This window comes from Rhodoligotrophos appendicifer (assembly GCF_007474605.1).
Classification (GTDB): domain Bacteria; phylum Pseudomonadota; class Alphaproteobacteria; order Rhizobiales; family Im1; genus Rhodoligotrophos; species Rhodoligotrophos appendicifer.
Window position 1 is genome coordinate 300,158 of sequence record NZ_VHKL01000003.1, and the last position, 15,258, is coordinate 315,415.

Below are 15,258 nucleotides of genomic sequence, written 5' to 3' on the forward strand. Positions count from 1 at the left end.
GGCAAACTCTGCAGCGTCGGAACCATCAAACGCTTGGCGCCTTTCGCCCGCACGGCCAAACAAGCCTCTTTATCGCCGGCCAGACCGGGACACGCCTTGCGAGACACGCCTTGCGCGCCACGCCCTGAGCACCCCACCGCCGCACACCTTGCGGCGGCACAGCTCGAACGCGAAGCTTGAGCTCAAAGAAGCTTGAGCTCCAAGCGGCAGGGAACCGCGTGTATCCACCTGAGCGAGGCTCTCTCCCTCACCCGCCACCGGACAAATTCCCGCACCACGTCGCGCCGGGACCTGTCTGGAGCGACAGCCATCCGGAGCGACAGCGACCGGCCCACCGCGAGGGCAGGCCCCGGGTCATTCCGCGGCGAGCTCTTCAGTCTCCTCGCTGCCCAACAACAGGGAGGAGGCCACGAGCCCTGCATTGCTGCGAATGGCGCGCTCGATCGAGGCGGCGATATCGGGATTGGCCTTCAGGAAGCTTTTCGCGTTCTCGCGGCCCTGGCCGATGCGGTCGGAATTGTAAGAGAACCAGGATCCCGATTTCTCGACGATTCCCGCGGTCACGCCCAGATCCAGCAATTCCCCGTTCTTGGAGATGCCCTCTCCATACATGATGTCGAATTCGACCTGCTTGAAGGGAGGCGCAAGCTTGTTCTTGACGACCTTCACGCGCGTCTGGTTGCCGACGATGTTCTCCCGATCCTTGATCGCGCCGATGCGCCGGATGTCCAGCCGCACCGAAGCGTAGAATTTCAGGGCATTTCCCCCGGTCGTGGTTTCCGGATTGCCGAACATGATGCCGATCTTCATGCGAATCTGATTGATGAAGATGACCATGCAGTTGGATTTGGAGATGGAACCCGTGAGCTTCCGCAAAGCCTGGCTCATCAGCCGGGCCTGCGAGCCGGGAAGGCTGTCACCCATTTCGCCCTCGAGTTCGGCCTTTGGCGTCAGGGCCGCGACCGAATCGATCACGAGGACCTCCACGGCCCCCGACCGAACCAGCGTGTCGCAGATTTCGAGCGCCTGTTCTCCGGTATCGGGCTGCGAGATCAGCAACTCGTCGAGCTTGACGCCCAGCTTGCGCGCATAGATGGGGTCGAGCGCATGCTCGGCATCGATGAAGGCGCAGATGCCGCCGCGCTTTTGAGCTTCGGCGATGGTCTGCAGCGCAAGCGTTGTCTTTCCGGAGGATTCGGGACCGAAAATTTCGACCACGCGGCCCCTCGGCAGACCACCGATGCCCAGGGCGATGTCGAGCCCCAGCGATCCGGTCGAGACCACCTCGGTCTCCACGGCCTTGTCGCCCTGGCCGAGCTTCATGATCGAGCCCTTGCCGAAATGGCGCTCAATTTGCCCCAGGGCCGCTTCTAGTGCCTTCTGTTTGTCCATAGCCCCGTTCTCGATGACGCGCAGGTCCGGTTTTGACATGTTCTATCCCTTATTCCATATGGCTCCAAGCGGTGCAACGGGGGCTCATCACCAATTCGTTCTACATATGTACTTTTTTTGTTCCAAAGCAAGCGCTATCTGGGGCGCGGCTGCCTGTCCAGGAGGGATTTTCCGACGATTGTCGGCCTTTGCGGCAAGAGTTTTCAACAACAAGTGGGAAGGTTCCGGGTGCCAGCCTGAGGGGCATTGCAAGAAGCAGCCGCCGATTGGGGAGAGAGGAATGGCACCCGGTCCTGTTCTCCGCCTCGAAGGATGAGAGCGGATCACGTCGCCCACCCACCATGCCGAAACTTCACCCGCGCGTCAACCTGAAGTAGTTCTATTCCAAAAATGCATCTCTAGAGGGTTCCGCACCACCTCAGGGCAGGTTGAGGGCGTCCAGTCCGCGATACCAGGCTGAGGCCGCCGCGACATAGGCTCGTCTCAGCCCGTAGAAGGGAATTTCTCTCGTTTTGCTGAGGGGGATGGGAAGCGACGCCGCATCGCCATTGGCGGCGTATGTACCCGTGGCCCCGCCCAAGGCGGACGCCATGGCCACCCCCCTGCCATTATAGCCCATCACCCCGATGAGGCCGGGTTCGGGCTCGATCACATGCGGAAAATGGTTGACGGTGACGGCCACCCTCCCGGACCATCGGAACTCGAAGGGGACGGATCCCAATTGCGGAAAAAGGCTCCGGGTCGCTTTCTCCACATGGGCGAAATCTGCCGGCGAGACGGGATCGGCAAAGCGGCCCCTGCCCCCGACGACGAGCCGCCCCGCGGGATCTTTGCGACAATAGAGGAGGAGACGGCGCGTATCCGAAGTCCCCTGTCCGTCGGGAAGGATTGAGGATGCGACATTTCCTGACAAGGGCTTCGTCGCCACGATGAAGCTGGCGACGGGAATGACTGTCCGCTCCAGATGCGGCAGCAGGTCTCGCCCATAGCCATTGGTACACAGGATGATCTTGTCGGACACGACGCGACCCTGTGCGGTTTTGGTGAGCCAGCCTTGGCCCTGTCGCTCCACCGCGACCGCAGGGGACGACATGTAGATGTCCACACCTTCCGAGATCGCGGCACGCGCCAGTCCGCGGGCATAGCTCAGAGGATTGAGTACGCCCCCCCGCCGGTCCAGCAACGCCCCCTCATAGGCGCCCGTGCCGCTCAGGCGACGCGTTTCGGACGCATCGAGAAACTCGACTGGCTGCCCCCTCGCCTGCCACTGCTCCACCCGCGACTGAACGGTGGGAATCATCTTTCGCGAATGCACGGCCTGCAGCCAGCCGCGTCGGCTGGCGGCGCAGTCGATGCCGTAATCCTTGATGAGCTGAAACACGACATCTGCCGAGGCCGCCCCGAAGGCGATGATTTTCTCACCCTGACTGGGCCCGAAGGCTTTGAGGATGTCGTCCGGATCCCATTTGAATCCGGGAATGACTTGGCCGCCATTTCGGCCTGAGGCGCCCCAGCCCGGTTCACTGGCTTCGAGCAGGATCACCGTCGCGCCGGCCTTTGCCGCTGCGAGCGAAGCCGCCAAGCCGGTGAACCCCCCGCCGATCACGCAGATATTGGCGCGTTTCTCGCCCGCCAAGGAGGGCAGTTCGAGAGCCGGTGCCGCAGTGGCAGCCCACAGCGAGGGGGGAAGCCGTGCGGGGTCGGCCATCGCTGAAATCATCGTCATGTCCGTGATCACTCCCGTCGCCTTTGCTGACTCATAAGGGCTGACGGCTCCACGGGAAAGCCCGTCTCGTGGCGAATCGCGAGGGATCGCATGATCTGCAGGATCACTCCGAACCGCCACCGTCCCACCTTTTGTGCAGCCGCCCCGTGCGCTGCAACATTGCTCAACGCTGCAGTGCAAAAATTAGGAAATATTTTGTAATAAAGCACGCTTTTAGGCGGAACGGAGGTAGCGTCCTCGGAGTTATCGTGTCAGCCTAGAATTCCTGGGCGGTTCGTCAACATGGGAATAGCCAATGCCGCGGCTGATAGTGGTTTCCAATCGAGTTGCGAGCTTTGGGAAGGACAAAGCCGACACGGGAGGCCTAGCGACGGCTCTGAAGGCTGCTCTCGGCGACCATGGCGGGATCTGGTTCGGATGGAGCGGAGAGGTCGTCGATCATACGCCGGGGCCGCCGCAGATTGAAGAACATGGTCAGATCACTCGTGCCACCATTGATATCAAGAAGCATGATTTTACCGGTTTTTATGCGGGCTTTGCCAACAGCGCCCTCTGGCCCCTGCTGCATTATCGCACCGATTTAGTTCAGTACTCATCCAATGACTACAGCGCCTATCAGCGTGTGAACGGACATTTTGCCGAGGAGCTTCTTGGTCTGCTGCGCCCGGATGATGTGATCTGGGTCCATGACTATCATCTCTTCCCGCTTGCCAAGCGCTTGCGTGAGCTGGGCGCTCACCACCGGATTGGGTTCTTCCTGCATACCCCCTTCCCGCCCTGGCAGGTGATGTCCACGCTTCCCGTGCACCAGGAATTGGCCGAGTCCCTTCAGGCCTACGATCTTATCGGAACGCAGACCGAGGACGACGCGACGTCCATGCGTGAGTTTCTCAGCAAGGAGCTCAATGTCAGCTTCTCGGGCGATGAATGTCAGAATTCGCCGTCGCGCCTTCGCGTCAGGGCCTTCCCGATCAGCGTAGATGTTGAGGCGATTTCAACCCAAGCGGCCCGCACGGTCCGCTCTGTGCAGTCCCAGGGCATTCTCAAGAGCCTCCAGGATCGCGCCTTGGTCATCGGGGTTGACCGCTTGGACTACACAAAGGGCCTGTTGCAGCGAATCGAAGCTGTGCATCGGTTCTTGGAGCTGTGGCCGGAACGGCTGCGCGAAGTCTCGTTTCTCCAGATTGCCCCTCCCTCCAGGGATCAGGTGCCGGAGTATCGTCGGCTGCGCAGCGCCGTGGAGGAAGCGGTTGGCCGCCTCAACGGACAATATGCTGAATTCGATAGCGTTCCTGTGAAATATCTGTGCAGGTCATTTGCCCAGTCGACACTCTTTGGCTTCTACCGGGCGGCCAGCGTGGGCTTGGTTACCCCTCTTCGCGATGGCATGAATCTCGTCGCAAAGGAATATGTGGCCTGCCAGAACTCCCAGGATCCGGGCGTTTTGGTTCTCTCCTCCTTCGCGGGTGCCGCAAAGGAGCTGGACGCCGCATTGATCGTCAACCCTCACGATGCCGAGGGCGTGGCCCACGCGATTCGCAAAGCCTTGGACATGAAGCTCGAGGAGAGGATCGACCGCCATTCTGCCTTGATGGCCAAGTTGCGCAGCAATGACCTCGAGAATTGGCGCACGAATTACATGCGCGCCCTGCTCACAAAGACCCATGAGGCCGTCGTGCGTCGTTTGACACCGAACAAGCGTGATCTGCTCGCCGTGGCTCCTGGATAGGGCTTTTGGCCCTGATCACGTTAGCTTTAGGTTGATCACGTCAAGGACGTCTCAGCGGCGAGCACTTGCAGCCATTTCCGGAAATCCTGAACCGTGTCGAGGCGCTCATGCGCCAATGTCCGTGACGGTTGTCCGATGCGAATGGCCGACCCCCCAAAGCTGCGGGCCAAGGCGAATGCATCCTCGTCGGTGATGTCGTCTCCCGCCATAAGCGGCCGCCTGCCGGAAAAGGGAGGCTCTTCCATGAAGGCCGCGATGGCGCTGCCTTTATTGGCCCCATGGGGCTTCACCTCGACCACCATTTTTCCTGGTTGAAGCCCCAGCGTCTTCGAATAGGGAGCAACCGCTTTCTTGGTGACGTCCAGGACCTCCTGGGCGAGATGCGGAGCCTGCCGGTAATGCATGCCGAGCGCTTTGCCTTTGTCCTCCAGCAGCAGGTCGGGATGGCTCTGTGTGAAGCTGTGAAGGTGATCCCGCACGGCGCTCAGCGCCTCGAGATCGACCTGCAGCTCCTCCACGGCGCCACTGACCTGTCGCCGCTCCAGCCCATGCAGGCCGGCGGCAGGAAATTCATGCAGCGGAAGCAGTCGGTCGATGTCGGAAAGCGCGCGACCACTGACGATGGCGACGGCCCCATCGAAGACGGCCACGAGTTCCTTAAGCAAGGCGCTGAGTCTGGGGTCGGGAAGAACCTCGTCCGGGGTGGGAGCCAATTCGAACAGGGTGCCATCCAGATCGAGGAAGAGGGCCCAGTTCTTGTCGCCCTGGATCCCTCTCATGCGCCCGTCGATCCGTCTTGGGCCTGCCGTGGCGACAACTGTCATCTTCACCCTCCGAACTTTACGATCGTTTCGACAACCTCCGAAGTCGCGGAATCGATCCCGCGCCCTGCCATGCAGGGCAGCCTGCTAGACAGAAACACCTCTGAGGGGCAAAGATCAACACACGCAGAACCGATGCAGGGCCGCTTCTGGGCCGCGAGATCGTTCCGCCCTCTTGAGGCTTCGGGTAATGGGGACAGAGCTGTGAAAATGGACCAGATAAGTACAATGGACCGCAAGGCTTGGGCCGACCAGGCTGCCCAGGTCAAATTCGAGGGGAGACACTTCATCAATGGGGAGTTCGTCTCGGCCAGTGCGGGCGGCAAGTTTGAAAAGGTGAACCCGGCCAACGGCACCACCGTGGCGGAGGTCGCCCGCGGAGATGCCATGGACGTCGATCTGGCTGTCGCAGCAGCGCGACGGGCATTCAAGAGCGGGGTCTGGTCCCGCATGGCGCCGCGCAGTCGCATGGAGATCCTCTATCGCTATGCCCAGCTCATTCGCGAGAACGCGTTGGAATTTGCGCTTCTGGACACCCTCGACATGGGCAAGCCCGTGTCCGACATGATCAATTCGGATGTTCCGGGCTCGGCCAGCACCTTTCAGTATTTCGCCGAGACGATCGATAAGATCGACGGCCAGGTGACGAACACGGCAGCCAGCGAACTGCAATACATCTTGCGCCAGCCTCTGGGTGTGGTGGGCTGCGTCACGCCCTGGAACTATCCTTTGATGATGGCCGCCTGGAAGGTGGCCCCCGCCCTCGCCGCAGGCAACACGGTCGTGCTCAAGCCGGCGGAACAGTCGCCTCATAGTGCAAGCTTGATGGCGCGGCTTTTCATGGAAGCGGGCGGTCCGGCCGGTGTTTTCAACGTCATTCAAGGCTTGGGCCACGAAGCGGGTCAAGCCCTGGCCCTGCACATGGACGTCGACAAGATCGCCTTCACTGGCTCCGTCGAGGTTGGAAAGCTCATGCTCGTCTATGCCGGCCAGTCGAACATGAAGCGCGTGACCACCGAATGTGGAGGGAAAACGCCGCAGATCATCATGGGCGATGTGCCGGATCTGGACACGGCCGTAACCTACGCGATCAATGGCATCTTCGGAAACCAGGGCGAGGTCTGCAATGCAGGATCTCGTCTGCTCGTCGACGAGAAGCTTCACGACGACTTCGTTCATCGCTTCCTGGAGAAGAGCAAAACCGCGTTTACCCCCGGCGATCCGCTGGATCCGTCCACGACCATGGGCCCGCTGGTCACCAGGGAACAGCAGAAGCGGGTGCTGGGCTACATCGATGACGGGGTGAAGGAGGGGGCCAATCTGGCTCTTGGAGGCGATGTTCCGGAGACGCTGAGAGAGGGCGCCTACGTGTCACCGACGCTGTTCACGGGGGTGAACAATCAGATGAAAATCGCTCGGGAGGAAATCTTCGGCCCGGTCGCCGCGGTCCTGCCGATCAAGGACATTCAGCAGGCCGTCGAGATCGCCAATGACAGCATCTACGGCCTCGCCGCCAGCATCTGGACCAGCGACCTGTCAACGGCCCACAAAGCAGCGCGCGACATTGATGCAGGCGTCGTGTGGGTGAACTGTTTCGATCACGGTGACATGACCCAGCCTTGGGGCGGGTTCAAGCAATCCGGGAACGGTCGCGACAAGTGTTTCGAGACAATGATGCACCATACCCAGACCAAGTCGGTCTGGATCCACCTGGGATAAAGAAGACCGTCAGAAGATCAGTTCGGCGGCGTTTCCAGACCGGCGCCGCCGCGAACCTCTCGCAGAACCCGTTCCACATCCTCCAGCTGGAACGGCTTCTGCAGGGTCGGCACGCTGGCATACACGCCTTCGAGCAATGTGGACCCGTAACCCGTTGCAAAGACGAAAGGTGTCCCCTTCTCGAGGAGCTTGTCGGCCAGCGGATAAGTCCACTCTCCACTCAGATTGAGGTCGAGAATGGCGAAATCATAGGTGTCGCTGTCCAGCTTCTGCCGCGCCTGATCCATTCGGCCCGCAACGGAAACTGCGCCACATCCACAATCGATAAGCATGTCTTCGATGAGCATGGCTACCATGGCCTCATCCTCAACCACCAACACGCGCAACTTTTCGGCTCCTTCGGCGAGTTTCCGTCGATGTAGCACGCCTGTTCTCCATCTCAAACATTTCTGGAAATGAACAGAGCCCCGCCAAGTAAAACTTTCCGCTAGGGATGACAAGCCCGTCGGATCTGTCTTGCATCGCCGGATTTATGATCTCATGCTGATGTGATTGCAGCAGCGGCTTGGCGAGGGAACGGACGGCTGGAGCCTACGTTCGCCTCAGATGGGCTTTAACAGCGGAGGATCTTATGCTCGCTCTCCAAATCACCGCGGCGCTGCTCGCAACAATCATAGGAACGGCTGCCGTTCACGGTCAGACCTCCTCCGGTGCCGGAAGCGCTGGCGGAGCGGGCGGCGCGAGCGGCACAGCGGGGTCCAGCGGCGCGCCGGCGGCGACCCAAGGCGCCCCGGCGACGTCGCCGAGCGCCCCGGCAAACGCGCCATATCAGGGCCAGTCTGGCGTCACCAGCCCCAACAGCAATGCCATCACGCGGGGTGGAAACAATACATTGCCCGCGTCGGGCAGTGGCAATCAGGGCAGCAGCGGTGCCATAGGCCAACAGCCGTCAGGCACATCAGCGGCGACCGTCCCCCAGACAAACCGCGCCTCTGATGTCCTGTCACGCGACAGCGGATCGGCGATCGAAAAGTCGATCATCCACCCTTCGGACACGGAGGCCCGGAATACGGGCACCACGTCGCGAAGCTCCAACTGATCAGTTCACGACGCGGACGGCCCCCTTTGCGGCACTCGTGGTCAAGGCCGCATAGGCCTTGAGCGCGGTCGACACTTTACGGGGACGCGGCGCGCTCGGCTGCCAGGCTTTGGAGCCCCTGGCTATCATTTCCGCCCGCCGCCTGCTCAGCTCCTCCTCCGAAACGAGCAGCTCGATGCGACGGTTCGGGATGTCGATGTCCACGAGGTCGCCATCTTCGACGAGACCGATCAGGCCGCCCTCGGCCGCTTCGGGGGAAACGTGACCGATGGAGAGACCCGACGTTCCGCCCGAGAACCGGCCATCGGTGATCAGGGCACAGGCCTTTCCGAGCCCTTTGGACTTCAAATAGCTAGTGGGATAGAGCATCTCCTGCATCCCGGGTCCGCCTCTTGGTCCTTCGTAGCGGATGATCAAGACATCTCCAGCCGAGATCTTGCCGGTCAGGATGGCACTGACGGAGGCATCCTGGCTTTCGAAGACTCGCGCCGGTCCTTTGAAGGTGAGGATGGACGCATCCACCCCGGCCGTCTTTACGATGCACCCATCGACGGCAATGTTGCCGTAAAGGACTGCAAGCCCACCATCGGTCGAGAAGGCATGGCCCACATCGCGGATGACGCCGCCGGCGCGGTCCAGATCGACGGAGTCATAGCTGCGTGACTGGCTGAAGGCGACCTGTGTCGGCACACCCCCCGGTGCTGCGCGAAAGAACTCGTGCACCGCCTGGCTTTTCGTTCGCATCACATCCCACCGGTCGAGGGCGGAGCCGAGCGATTCCGAATGGACGGAACCGACGCTGGTGTCGATGAGGCCGGCGCGGTCGAGTTCACCGAGAATCCCCATGATGCCGCCGGCCCTATGCACATCTTCCATGTGAACATCGGCCTTGGAGGGCGCAACTTTGCACAGGACCGGAACCCGCCGCGACAGCCGGTCGATATCCGCCATGGTGAAGTTGATCTCCCCCTCATGGGCTGCGGCGAGCAGGTGCAGAACCGTGTTCGTCGATCCCCCCATGGCGATATCGAGGATCATCGCATTTTCGAATGCCGCCACCGATGCGATCGACCGGGGGAGGACGCTGGCATCATCCTGCTCGTAATAGCGCCGGGCGAGATCGACGATCAGATGGCCGGCCTCGACGAACAGCCGCTGCCGATAGGCATGCGTCGCCAGTGTCGAACCATTGCCGGGCAGCGCCAGGCCCAGCGCCTCGGTCAGGCAGTTCATTGAATTCGCCGTGAACATGCCCGAGCATGAGCCGCATGTCGGGCAGGCCGAGCGCTCGATGGCCTTGACCTGCTCATCGCCCATGCGATCGTCGGCGGCCGCGACCATGGCGTCGATGAGGTCGAGGGTGAGTTCCTTGCCTTCCCACACCACTTTGCCGGCCTCCATGGGGCCGCCCGAGACGAACACGACCGGGATGTTGATGCGCAGCGCCGCCATCAGCATGCCCGGCGTGATCTTGTCGCAGTTTGAGATGCACACCATGGCGTCGGCGCAATGGGCATTGACCATATATTCGACGCTGTCGGCGATGATCTCGCGCGACGGCAGCGAATAGAGCATGCCGTCATGGCCCATGGCGATCCCGTCATCGACGGCGATCGTATTGAACTCCTTCGCCACGCCGCCGGCATTCTCGATCTCGCGGGCCACCATCTGGCCAAGGTCCTTGAGGTGCACATGCCCGGGCACGAATTGCGTGAAGGAGTTGACGACCGCGATGATCGGCTTTCCGAAATCCTCATCCTTCATCCCCGTCGCGCGCCAGAGTCCGCGGGCGCCTGCCATGTTGCGGCCATGAGTAGTGGTACGGGAGCGATATGGAGGCATCGAACCTCTCCTTGTTCTTACGCGGGGTGACCGACCAGGGGCGGAGCCCCAGGGGCCGTGCAAAGTTATGGCCCTGATTTAACGGATGAAAGCTGAATTCTCCAGCCTTTTAGCGAGGCAGGCTCAGATCTGCCATATATGATGAGCGAGACTGGAAGAAGGCGCGCATCGCCGCTCTCGCCTCTTCGGAGCCGACGCTTCGTGCGATTTCCTCTGCTTCGAGCGCGAGTTGCTCGCCGAGCACCGCCTGCCGGCTGGCCTGCAGCAGGGCCTTGAGCCTCGGGAGTGCCGTCCCCGGCGTCGCCAGCAGGGAGGCGACCATCCCCTCAACCGTCTCAGCCAGCAGGCCATCTTCGACGACTTTGCTCAACAGACCAAGCGAAAACGCATCCTCCGCCGTGAGAACAGGATTGAGGCTCATCAGTTCGAACGCTCTCCGCATCCCCACGATTCGCGGCAAAAAATAGGACAGCCCGCCATCGGGTGTGAGGCCGACGCGGGTATAGGCCGCGGTCAACCGGGCAGCGCGCGCGCCCACGGCGAGATCGGCGGCGCAGACGAGGCTCAATCCGGCACCCGCGGCAACGCCCTGCACGACAGCGATGGAGACGACGCTCGACTGGCTGAGAAGAAGGATGCCCCGGTGAAGGGCCGTCGCGGTCTGCAGGACGGCCGCCTCCGGATCCTCCCCGAGCGTCAGGAATTCCTTCAGGTCGCCTCCGACGCTGAAACAGTCGCCCGAGGCCTCGATGACCGCGACCTTGATCATCGTGTCGTTGACGATTGCCGCGGCGGCGGCTTCGAACTGCGCGCAGAACAGTCCATTGATGGCATTGTTGCGCGACGGCCTGTCCAGGCGGATCGTGGCGCGCGGTCCCGCGATGGTCAGCTGTATGGGCGTTTCAGCCATGGATCTTCCTAAACATTTCAGACTCCCCAGGAGCAGAGACCTTCGGCGTTGACGGTTGCGGTTCTATCCCCTAGGGGATACCGCATGGAGACGTGGCCGAGAGGCTGAAGGCGGCGGTTTGCTAAACCGTTATACGGTCTAAAGCCGTATCGAGGGTTCGAATCCCTCCGTCTCCGCCATCTCCCGCCATCGGTCCCTGTCCGGAACCTCCCCTCCAGCGGGCAGGGTGAAGACGGCCACGTTGGCATCCAGGCTGTCGCAGACCAGGGCGGAGACATAATCCGGCTCGGGTCGATGGCCGACCAGGCGCAGCGTGGTGACCCGCACATCACCTTTGGAGATCGCCAGTGTGGCACCGGGCCCCGGCCTGCAGTCATAAAGTGCGATGTCGCCGTCGATGCCCGTGCCGAGCATCTTCACATAGGCTTCTTTCCGCGTCCAAATGTCGAAAAACGTAGCAAGCTTGATCGCCTCCTCGCTGTGGTCGATCTCCCTTTGCTCCGCGGCGCTGAAGAGCCTCCGGGCCAGGCGCCGGTAATCCGGGACGGGTCGCATCGCCTCGATATCCACACCCACCGCCCCGGCATTGCTGAACCCGATGACGATGCGATCCCCTGAATGGGAGAGGTTGAACTCGAGGGGAGCGCCATCCTGAAGTCGGGGCTTGCCGTCCTGATCGGCGCACAGCCTGATCTGCTCGGCCTCCCGCTGCAGATAGTGCCCGAGCAAGCGCCGCAAAAGTCCCCGTCCGAGAATGAAGTTCCGGCGGTCTTCGTATCGGAGGAACCGCCCGGCCCGGACGGTTTCGTCCGCAGTGAGGAGCGGCAGAAGGGCGTCCGCCTCGTGCTCCCTTGCATCGATCTGCCAGACATGCACCGACCGGCCCTGCAACGCCGAGGTCACTTCGTGTTCCTCAGCGGCGGGCGCGGCAGGGCGAAATGGGTCCGGCCATGCTGGAGCCCGCGCGGATGCATCCACGCATCGATCCGGCCGTCGCTCATCTCCACGACGCTGTCGAACAGGTCCGTCCACCGTGGATCATGGGTGATCACGCAGACGGCGACCTGGCGCTCGTCGGCGAGTTCGCGAAACTGCGTCATCACCAGCCGCCCGAGGCGTCCGTCCAAGGCCGCCGTAGGCTCGTCGGCCAGCAGCAGGATCGGCTCGTTCGCCAGCGCCCGGGCGATGGAGACGCGCTGCTGTTCCCCCCCTGACAATTGGGATGGATAATTGTCCCGCCGGTGCCCGACGCCGAGCATGCCGAGGAGGTGATGGGCCTTCTCGCGCGAATTGCGCCGGTGGTCGTTGATCTCGAGGGCGATCTGCACGTTCTCGGTCGCCGTCAGGAAGGGGATGAGATTGGCCTTCTGGAAGACGAAGCCGATATGGTTCCGCCGGAACTCCCGCAAGGTGTTCGGCTTCGTCTTGGGATGCGCCACGATCTTGCCCCCGAAGAGCACGTCTCCGTGGCTGGGCGGCTCCAGCAGCCCGGCGATCATGAGAAAGGTGGTCTTTCCCGAGCCGCTGGGTCCCATGATCCCGGTGAGCTCTCCGGCGCGCAGGCCGAGGCTCATGTCGGACAAGGCGATGACCTGCGCCTCGCCGCTCTTGTAGATCTTTTGCACGCCCCTCACTTCGACGACGGTCTGCCCCGTCTTGAAGCCGCTGCTCACGAAAGCACCTCCTGCGCTTTGACGACGAGAGCCCGGCGGATCGCAAACCAGCTCGCGATCAAGGTGATGACGAACAAGATCGCTCCGATCGCTGCCAAGTCCCCCACCTCCAGCAGCACGGTGCGCGGGAAATGGGGATAGACCGTCACCGAGAGCACGATCGCCAGAACGAAACCGGCCGCAGCGATGAAGGAGGCTTGCTGCACGATCATCCCGACGATGGTCCGATCCCGTGCCCCGATGAGCTTGAGCAGGGCGATATGGGGGATTTTCTCCAGGGTCATCGTGTAGATCGTCAGCGCGACCACGCTTCCCGACACCAGCAGGGTCATGGCCGTGAAGGCGAGGATCTGAATGCGCAGACGCCAGAGGCGACCGTCCAGCAGCAGCGACTGCTGGTCTTTCTTGGTGAGAACCGACACATCGCCCCATCGTTCGATGCGGTCCTTGATGGACTGTGGATCGATTCCGGGCCGTGCCTCGACGATCACCGCGCCGATGCTTCCGGCCTGGCCGTAACCGGTCCGGTTCATCGACGATGCCACACGGTTGAGCAGAATTGCCTCGCTGGGCAGAACGCGGTTGATCGCCTGGGCATCGGGAATGGTGACGAAGAACATTCCATCTCCCGCCATGTCCACTTGGCCGACCGAGAGGCCGACTATGGTGTAGTCGTCGCGGCCGAGCCGGATCACGTCTCCCATCTGCAAGCCGGTGGATTGGTCCGCAATGGCTTCGTATCGGCTGGAATAGAAATACCGCCCCGCCACCAGCGGGATCCAGCTTCCTTTGTCCTTGGGATAATCGATGCCCGTAACCGCCAGCCGTAAGGTTCTGCCGTTGAACGAATATTGCTGATTGTACTGGATGAAGCGGCGCACCTCGAGGACGCCGGGCACGCCTTCGACGCGGCGATCCAATGTCGCCGAGACCGCTGAGGTTTCGGCGAACGGGCCGCCGCGCCCTCCTTCCACCACCCAGAGATCGGCTCCGATATCGTTGATGACCAGCAGCGCCTCATAGACGATGCCGCGATAGAGGCCGATCATCCCCATGGTCGCGCCCAGCAGCATGCCGACGCCGAGCGCGGTGAGAATGAAACGGAAGAGGCTGAACCGCAGGTCCTTTGCGGCCAGGTTCATGATGCCGACCTGACGACCGAGATGGGCTCGTAAGGATACCGCCCGTCCGGCTCGAGCACAGCGTCTCCTTCCGCAAGGCCGTGAGTGATCTGGACGTCGGTCCCGCTGAGATAGCCGAGCGACACCGGGACCCAATGAGCGCGACCGGATCGATTGACCCAGACCCCCGCCCGATTGTCCCGGCGCGTGATATAGGTTTGCGGCACGGCGATCGAGGCTGCCGGCGACTCGCCTTGAATGGCCACATTGGTCCGCTGCCCCATGGCCCAGTTCTTCGGCAACTCATCAAGCGTGATGTCGGCGGTGAACTCGCGGGTCTCCTGATCGACCTGCCGGCTCAGTCGGAGCACCTTTCCATCGAATGTGCGTCCGACCTCGGAGGCGAAGGTGACGCTTGCGCTTTGCCCGGGCTTGATGGCTCCCATGGCGGATTCGTCCAGCCGTGCCGAGACGACGATGGTCGCCGGATCGACGATCTGCATGAGGGTCGCCCCTGGGGTCAGGAGATCGCCGACATTGCGATCTCGGAAGACGACGGTGCCATTCAGCGGCGACAGGATCGTTGCCTCCGCCAGTCTTGATTCCAGGACCTTCACATTGGCGTCCGCGGCCGCCGCCTCTGCTTGGGCCCGCTGAATGCTGGTCGAGGCCCGGGTGAGGTCGGCCTGGGCCTCCTTGTAGAGGGTCTCGACGACGGAGAACTCGGACTCCGAAAGCGTCTTGGATTTGAACAGCGGAAGGCGCCGGTCGTAATCGCGCTTGGCCTTGTCGAGGGAGATGCTGGCCCGTTGCTGTGTACTCTGGGCTTCGGCGATCGACCGTTGCGCCGACTCGGCCGTCGCTTTCGCCGCGACGAGCTGGTTCTCGAGATCCGCCGATTCGAGGGTTGCCAAGACCTGCCCCTGCGTGACGGTGTCGTTGCGATCCACGTTGATGGCCGTGAGAAAACCCTGGATCCGGGCCGTGATGGTGACGCGGTTCGTCGCATCCAGGAGGCCTGGCCCTGTCATCTCCAGCCCCATCATCCGCTGCTGCACGATAAAGGCAGGCACGCTCGACGGCAGCAGGTACCATCCTGCGAGCAGGCTGACGCCGACACAGGCCAGTAAGACGACGATGGCAAGGCGGAGAAAGCCCATGGACACGCGTTCTCTATCCGAGCGGAACACTACCGAAAAGAATTCCCTCAGTCGCCGTTGATGCTG

13 protein-coding genes and 1 tRNA gene are annotated in these 15,258 nt (G+C 62.1%); 4 read left to right on the top strand and 10 right to left on the bottom strand.

Features of this window, described 5'->3' with window-relative positions; all coding sequences use genetic code 11:
- Positions 1-354 precede the first annotated feature (354 nt).
- Both recA and FKM97_RS08400 read right to left on the bottom strand, forming a co-directional pair.
- Positions 355-1,431 (bottom strand): recombinase RecA, encoded by a 1,077-nt coding sequence (recA, locus tag FKM97_RS08395; protein ID WP_144291957.1) that lies wholly within the window; start codon positions 1,429-1,431, stop codon positions 355-357.
- 379 nt (positions 1,432-1,810) lie between these two features.
- Entirely contained in the window at positions 1,811-3,118 is a 1,308-nt protein-coding gene (locus FKM97_RS08400; RefSeq protein WP_205014827.1) for an NAD(P)/FAD-dependent oxidoreductase, read from the bottom strand.
- Between the two features lie 295 nt (positions 3,119-3,413).
- Between FKM97_RS08400 and FKM97_RS08405 the strand changes: the two genes are divergently transcribed.
- Entirely contained in the window at positions 3,414-4,847 is a 1,434-nt protein-coding gene (locus FKM97_RS08405) for an alpha,alpha-trehalose-phosphate synthase (UDP-forming) (protein WP_144291958.1), read from the top strand.
- A 35-nt stretch (positions 4,848-4,882) separates the two neighbouring features.
- On the opposite strand, the gene otsB is transcribed toward FKM97_RS08405, so the two are convergent.
- The gene (otsB, locus tag FKM97_RS08410) at positions 4,883-5,671 is read right to left on the bottom strand and encodes a trehalose-phosphatase (RefSeq protein WP_144291959.1); all 789 of its coding nucleotides are present in this window, start codon (positions 5,669-5,671) and stop codon (positions 4,883-4,885) included.
- A gap of 207 nt (positions 5,672-5,878) precedes the next feature.
- On the opposite strand from otsB, the gene FKM97_RS08415 reads away from it, so the two are divergent.
- Entirely contained in the window at positions 5,879-7,387 is a 1,509-nt protein-coding gene (locus FKM97_RS08415) for an aldehyde dehydrogenase (RefSeq protein WP_144291960.1), read from the top strand.
- A gap of 17 nt (positions 7,388-7,404) precedes the next feature.
- Here FKM97_RS08415 and FKM97_RS08420 read toward each other — a convergent pair whose 3' ends face one another.
- A complete protein-coding gene (locus FKM97_RS08420; protein ID WP_246104991.1) occupies positions 7,405-7,812 on the bottom strand; it encodes a response regulator in 408 nt (135 codons plus the stop codon).
- Between the two features lie 206 nt (positions 7,813-8,018).
- Here FKM97_RS08420 and FKM97_RS08425 point away from each other — a divergent pair, with 206 nt between their 5' ends.
- The gene (locus tag FKM97_RS08425; protein ID WP_144291961.1) at positions 8,019-8,486 is read left to right on the top strand and encodes a hypothetical protein; all 468 of its coding nucleotides are present in this window, start codon (positions 8,019-8,021) and stop codon (positions 8,484-8,486) included.
- Here FKM97_RS08425 and ilvD read toward each other — a convergent pair whose 3' ends face one another.
- Both ilvD and FKM97_RS08435 read right to left on the bottom strand, forming a co-directional pair.
- The gene (gene ilvD / locus FKM97_RS08430) at positions 8,487-10,328 is read right to left on the bottom strand and encodes a dihydroxy-acid dehydratase (protein ID WP_144291962.1); all 1,842 of its coding nucleotides are present in this window, start codon (positions 10,326-10,328) and stop codon (positions 8,487-8,489) included.
- A gap of 109 nt (positions 10,329-10,437) precedes the next feature.
- Positions 10,438-11,238, bottom strand: coding sequence for an enoyl-CoA hydratase/isomerase family protein (locus FKM97_RS08435; RefSeq protein WP_144291963.1), 801 nt, complete (start codon positions 11,236-11,238; stop codon positions 10,438-10,440).
- 86 nt (positions 11,239-11,324) lie between these two features.
- Here FKM97_RS08435 and FKM97_RS08440 point away from each other — a divergent pair.
- A tRNA-Ser gene (locus FKM97_RS08440) sits at positions 11,325-11,417 on the top strand.
- Here FKM97_RS08440 and FKM97_RS08445 read toward each other — a convergent pair.
- From FKM97_RS08445 to FKM97_RS08460, 4 genes are read right to left on the bottom strand one after another with little or no spacing between them, the layout of a single operon-like run.
- On the bottom strand, positions 11,377-12,141 hold the full coding sequence (locus tag FKM97_RS08445; protein WP_144291964.1) for a 4'-phosphopantetheinyl transferase family protein: 765 nt from the start codon (positions 12,139-12,141) through the stop codon (positions 11,377-11,379). The genes FKM97_RS08440 and FKM97_RS08445 overlap by 41 nt on opposite strands.
- Positions 12,138-12,911, bottom strand: coding sequence for an ABC transporter ATP-binding protein (locus tag FKM97_RS08450; RefSeq protein ID WP_246104992.1), 774 nt, complete (start codon positions 12,909-12,911; stop codon positions 12,138-12,140). The genes FKM97_RS08445 and FKM97_RS08450 overlap by 4 nt, the downstream gene beginning before the upstream one ends.
- Entirely contained in the window at positions 12,908-14,053 is a 1,146-nt protein-coding gene (locus tag FKM97_RS08455) for an ABC transporter permease (protein WP_144291965.1), read from the bottom strand. Before FKM97_RS08455 ends, FKM97_RS08450 begins: the two co-directional genes overlap by 4 nt.
- Positions 14,050-15,192 carry an efflux RND transporter periplasmic adaptor subunit gene (locus tag FKM97_RS08460; protein WP_170240819.1) on the bottom strand — a complete coding sequence of 381 codons (1,143 nt, stop codon included), beginning with the start codon at positions 15,190-15,192 and terminating at the stop codon, positions 14,050-14,052. Before FKM97_RS08460 ends, FKM97_RS08455 begins: the two co-directional genes overlap by 4 nt.
- Positions 15,193-15,258: the final 66 nt, after the last annotated feature.

What these genes read in the sequence shown, in the direction of transcription:
- recA (WP_144291957.1), bottom strand. Translation starts at nt 1,431, where the DNA reads ATGTCAAAACCGGACCTGCGCGTCATCGAGAACGGGGCTATGGACAAA.
- FKM97_RS08400 (WP_205014827.1), bottom strand. Translation starts at nt 3,118, where the DNA reads ATGACGATGATTTCAGCGATGGCCGACCCCGCACGGCTTCCCCCCTCG.
- FKM97_RS08405 (WP_144291958.1), top strand. Translation starts at nt 3,414, where the DNA reads ATGCCGCGGCTGATAGTGGTTTCCAATCGAGTTGCGAGCTTTGGGAAG.
- otsB (WP_144291959.1), bottom strand. Translation starts at nt 5,671, where the DNA reads ATGACAGTTGTCGCCACGGCAGGCCCAAGACGGATCGACGGGCGCATG.
- FKM97_RS08415 (WP_144291960.1), top strand. Translation starts at nt 5,879, where the DNA reads ATGGACCAGATAAGTACAATGGACCGCAAGGCTTGGGCCGACCAGGCT.
- FKM97_RS08425 (WP_144291961.1), top strand. Translation starts at nt 8,019, where the DNA reads ATGCTCGCTCTCCAAATCACCGCGGCGCTGCTCGCAACAATCATAGGA.
- ilvD (WP_144291962.1), bottom strand. Translation starts at nt 10,328, where the DNA reads ATGCCTCCATATCGCTCCCGTACCACTACTCATGGCCGCAACATGGCA.
- FKM97_RS08435 (WP_144291963.1), bottom strand. Translation starts at nt 11,238, where the DNA reads ATGGCTGAAACGCCCATACAGCTGACCATCGCGGGACCGCGCGCCACG.
- FKM97_RS08455 (WP_144291965.1), bottom strand. Translation starts at nt 14,053, where the DNA reads ATGAACCTGGCCGCAAAGGACCTGCGGTTCAGCCTCTTCCGTTTCATT.
- FKM97_RS08460 (WP_170240819.1), bottom strand. Translation starts at nt 15,192, where the DNA reads ATGGGCTTTCTCCGCCTTGCCATCGTCGTCTTACTGGCCTGTGTCGGC.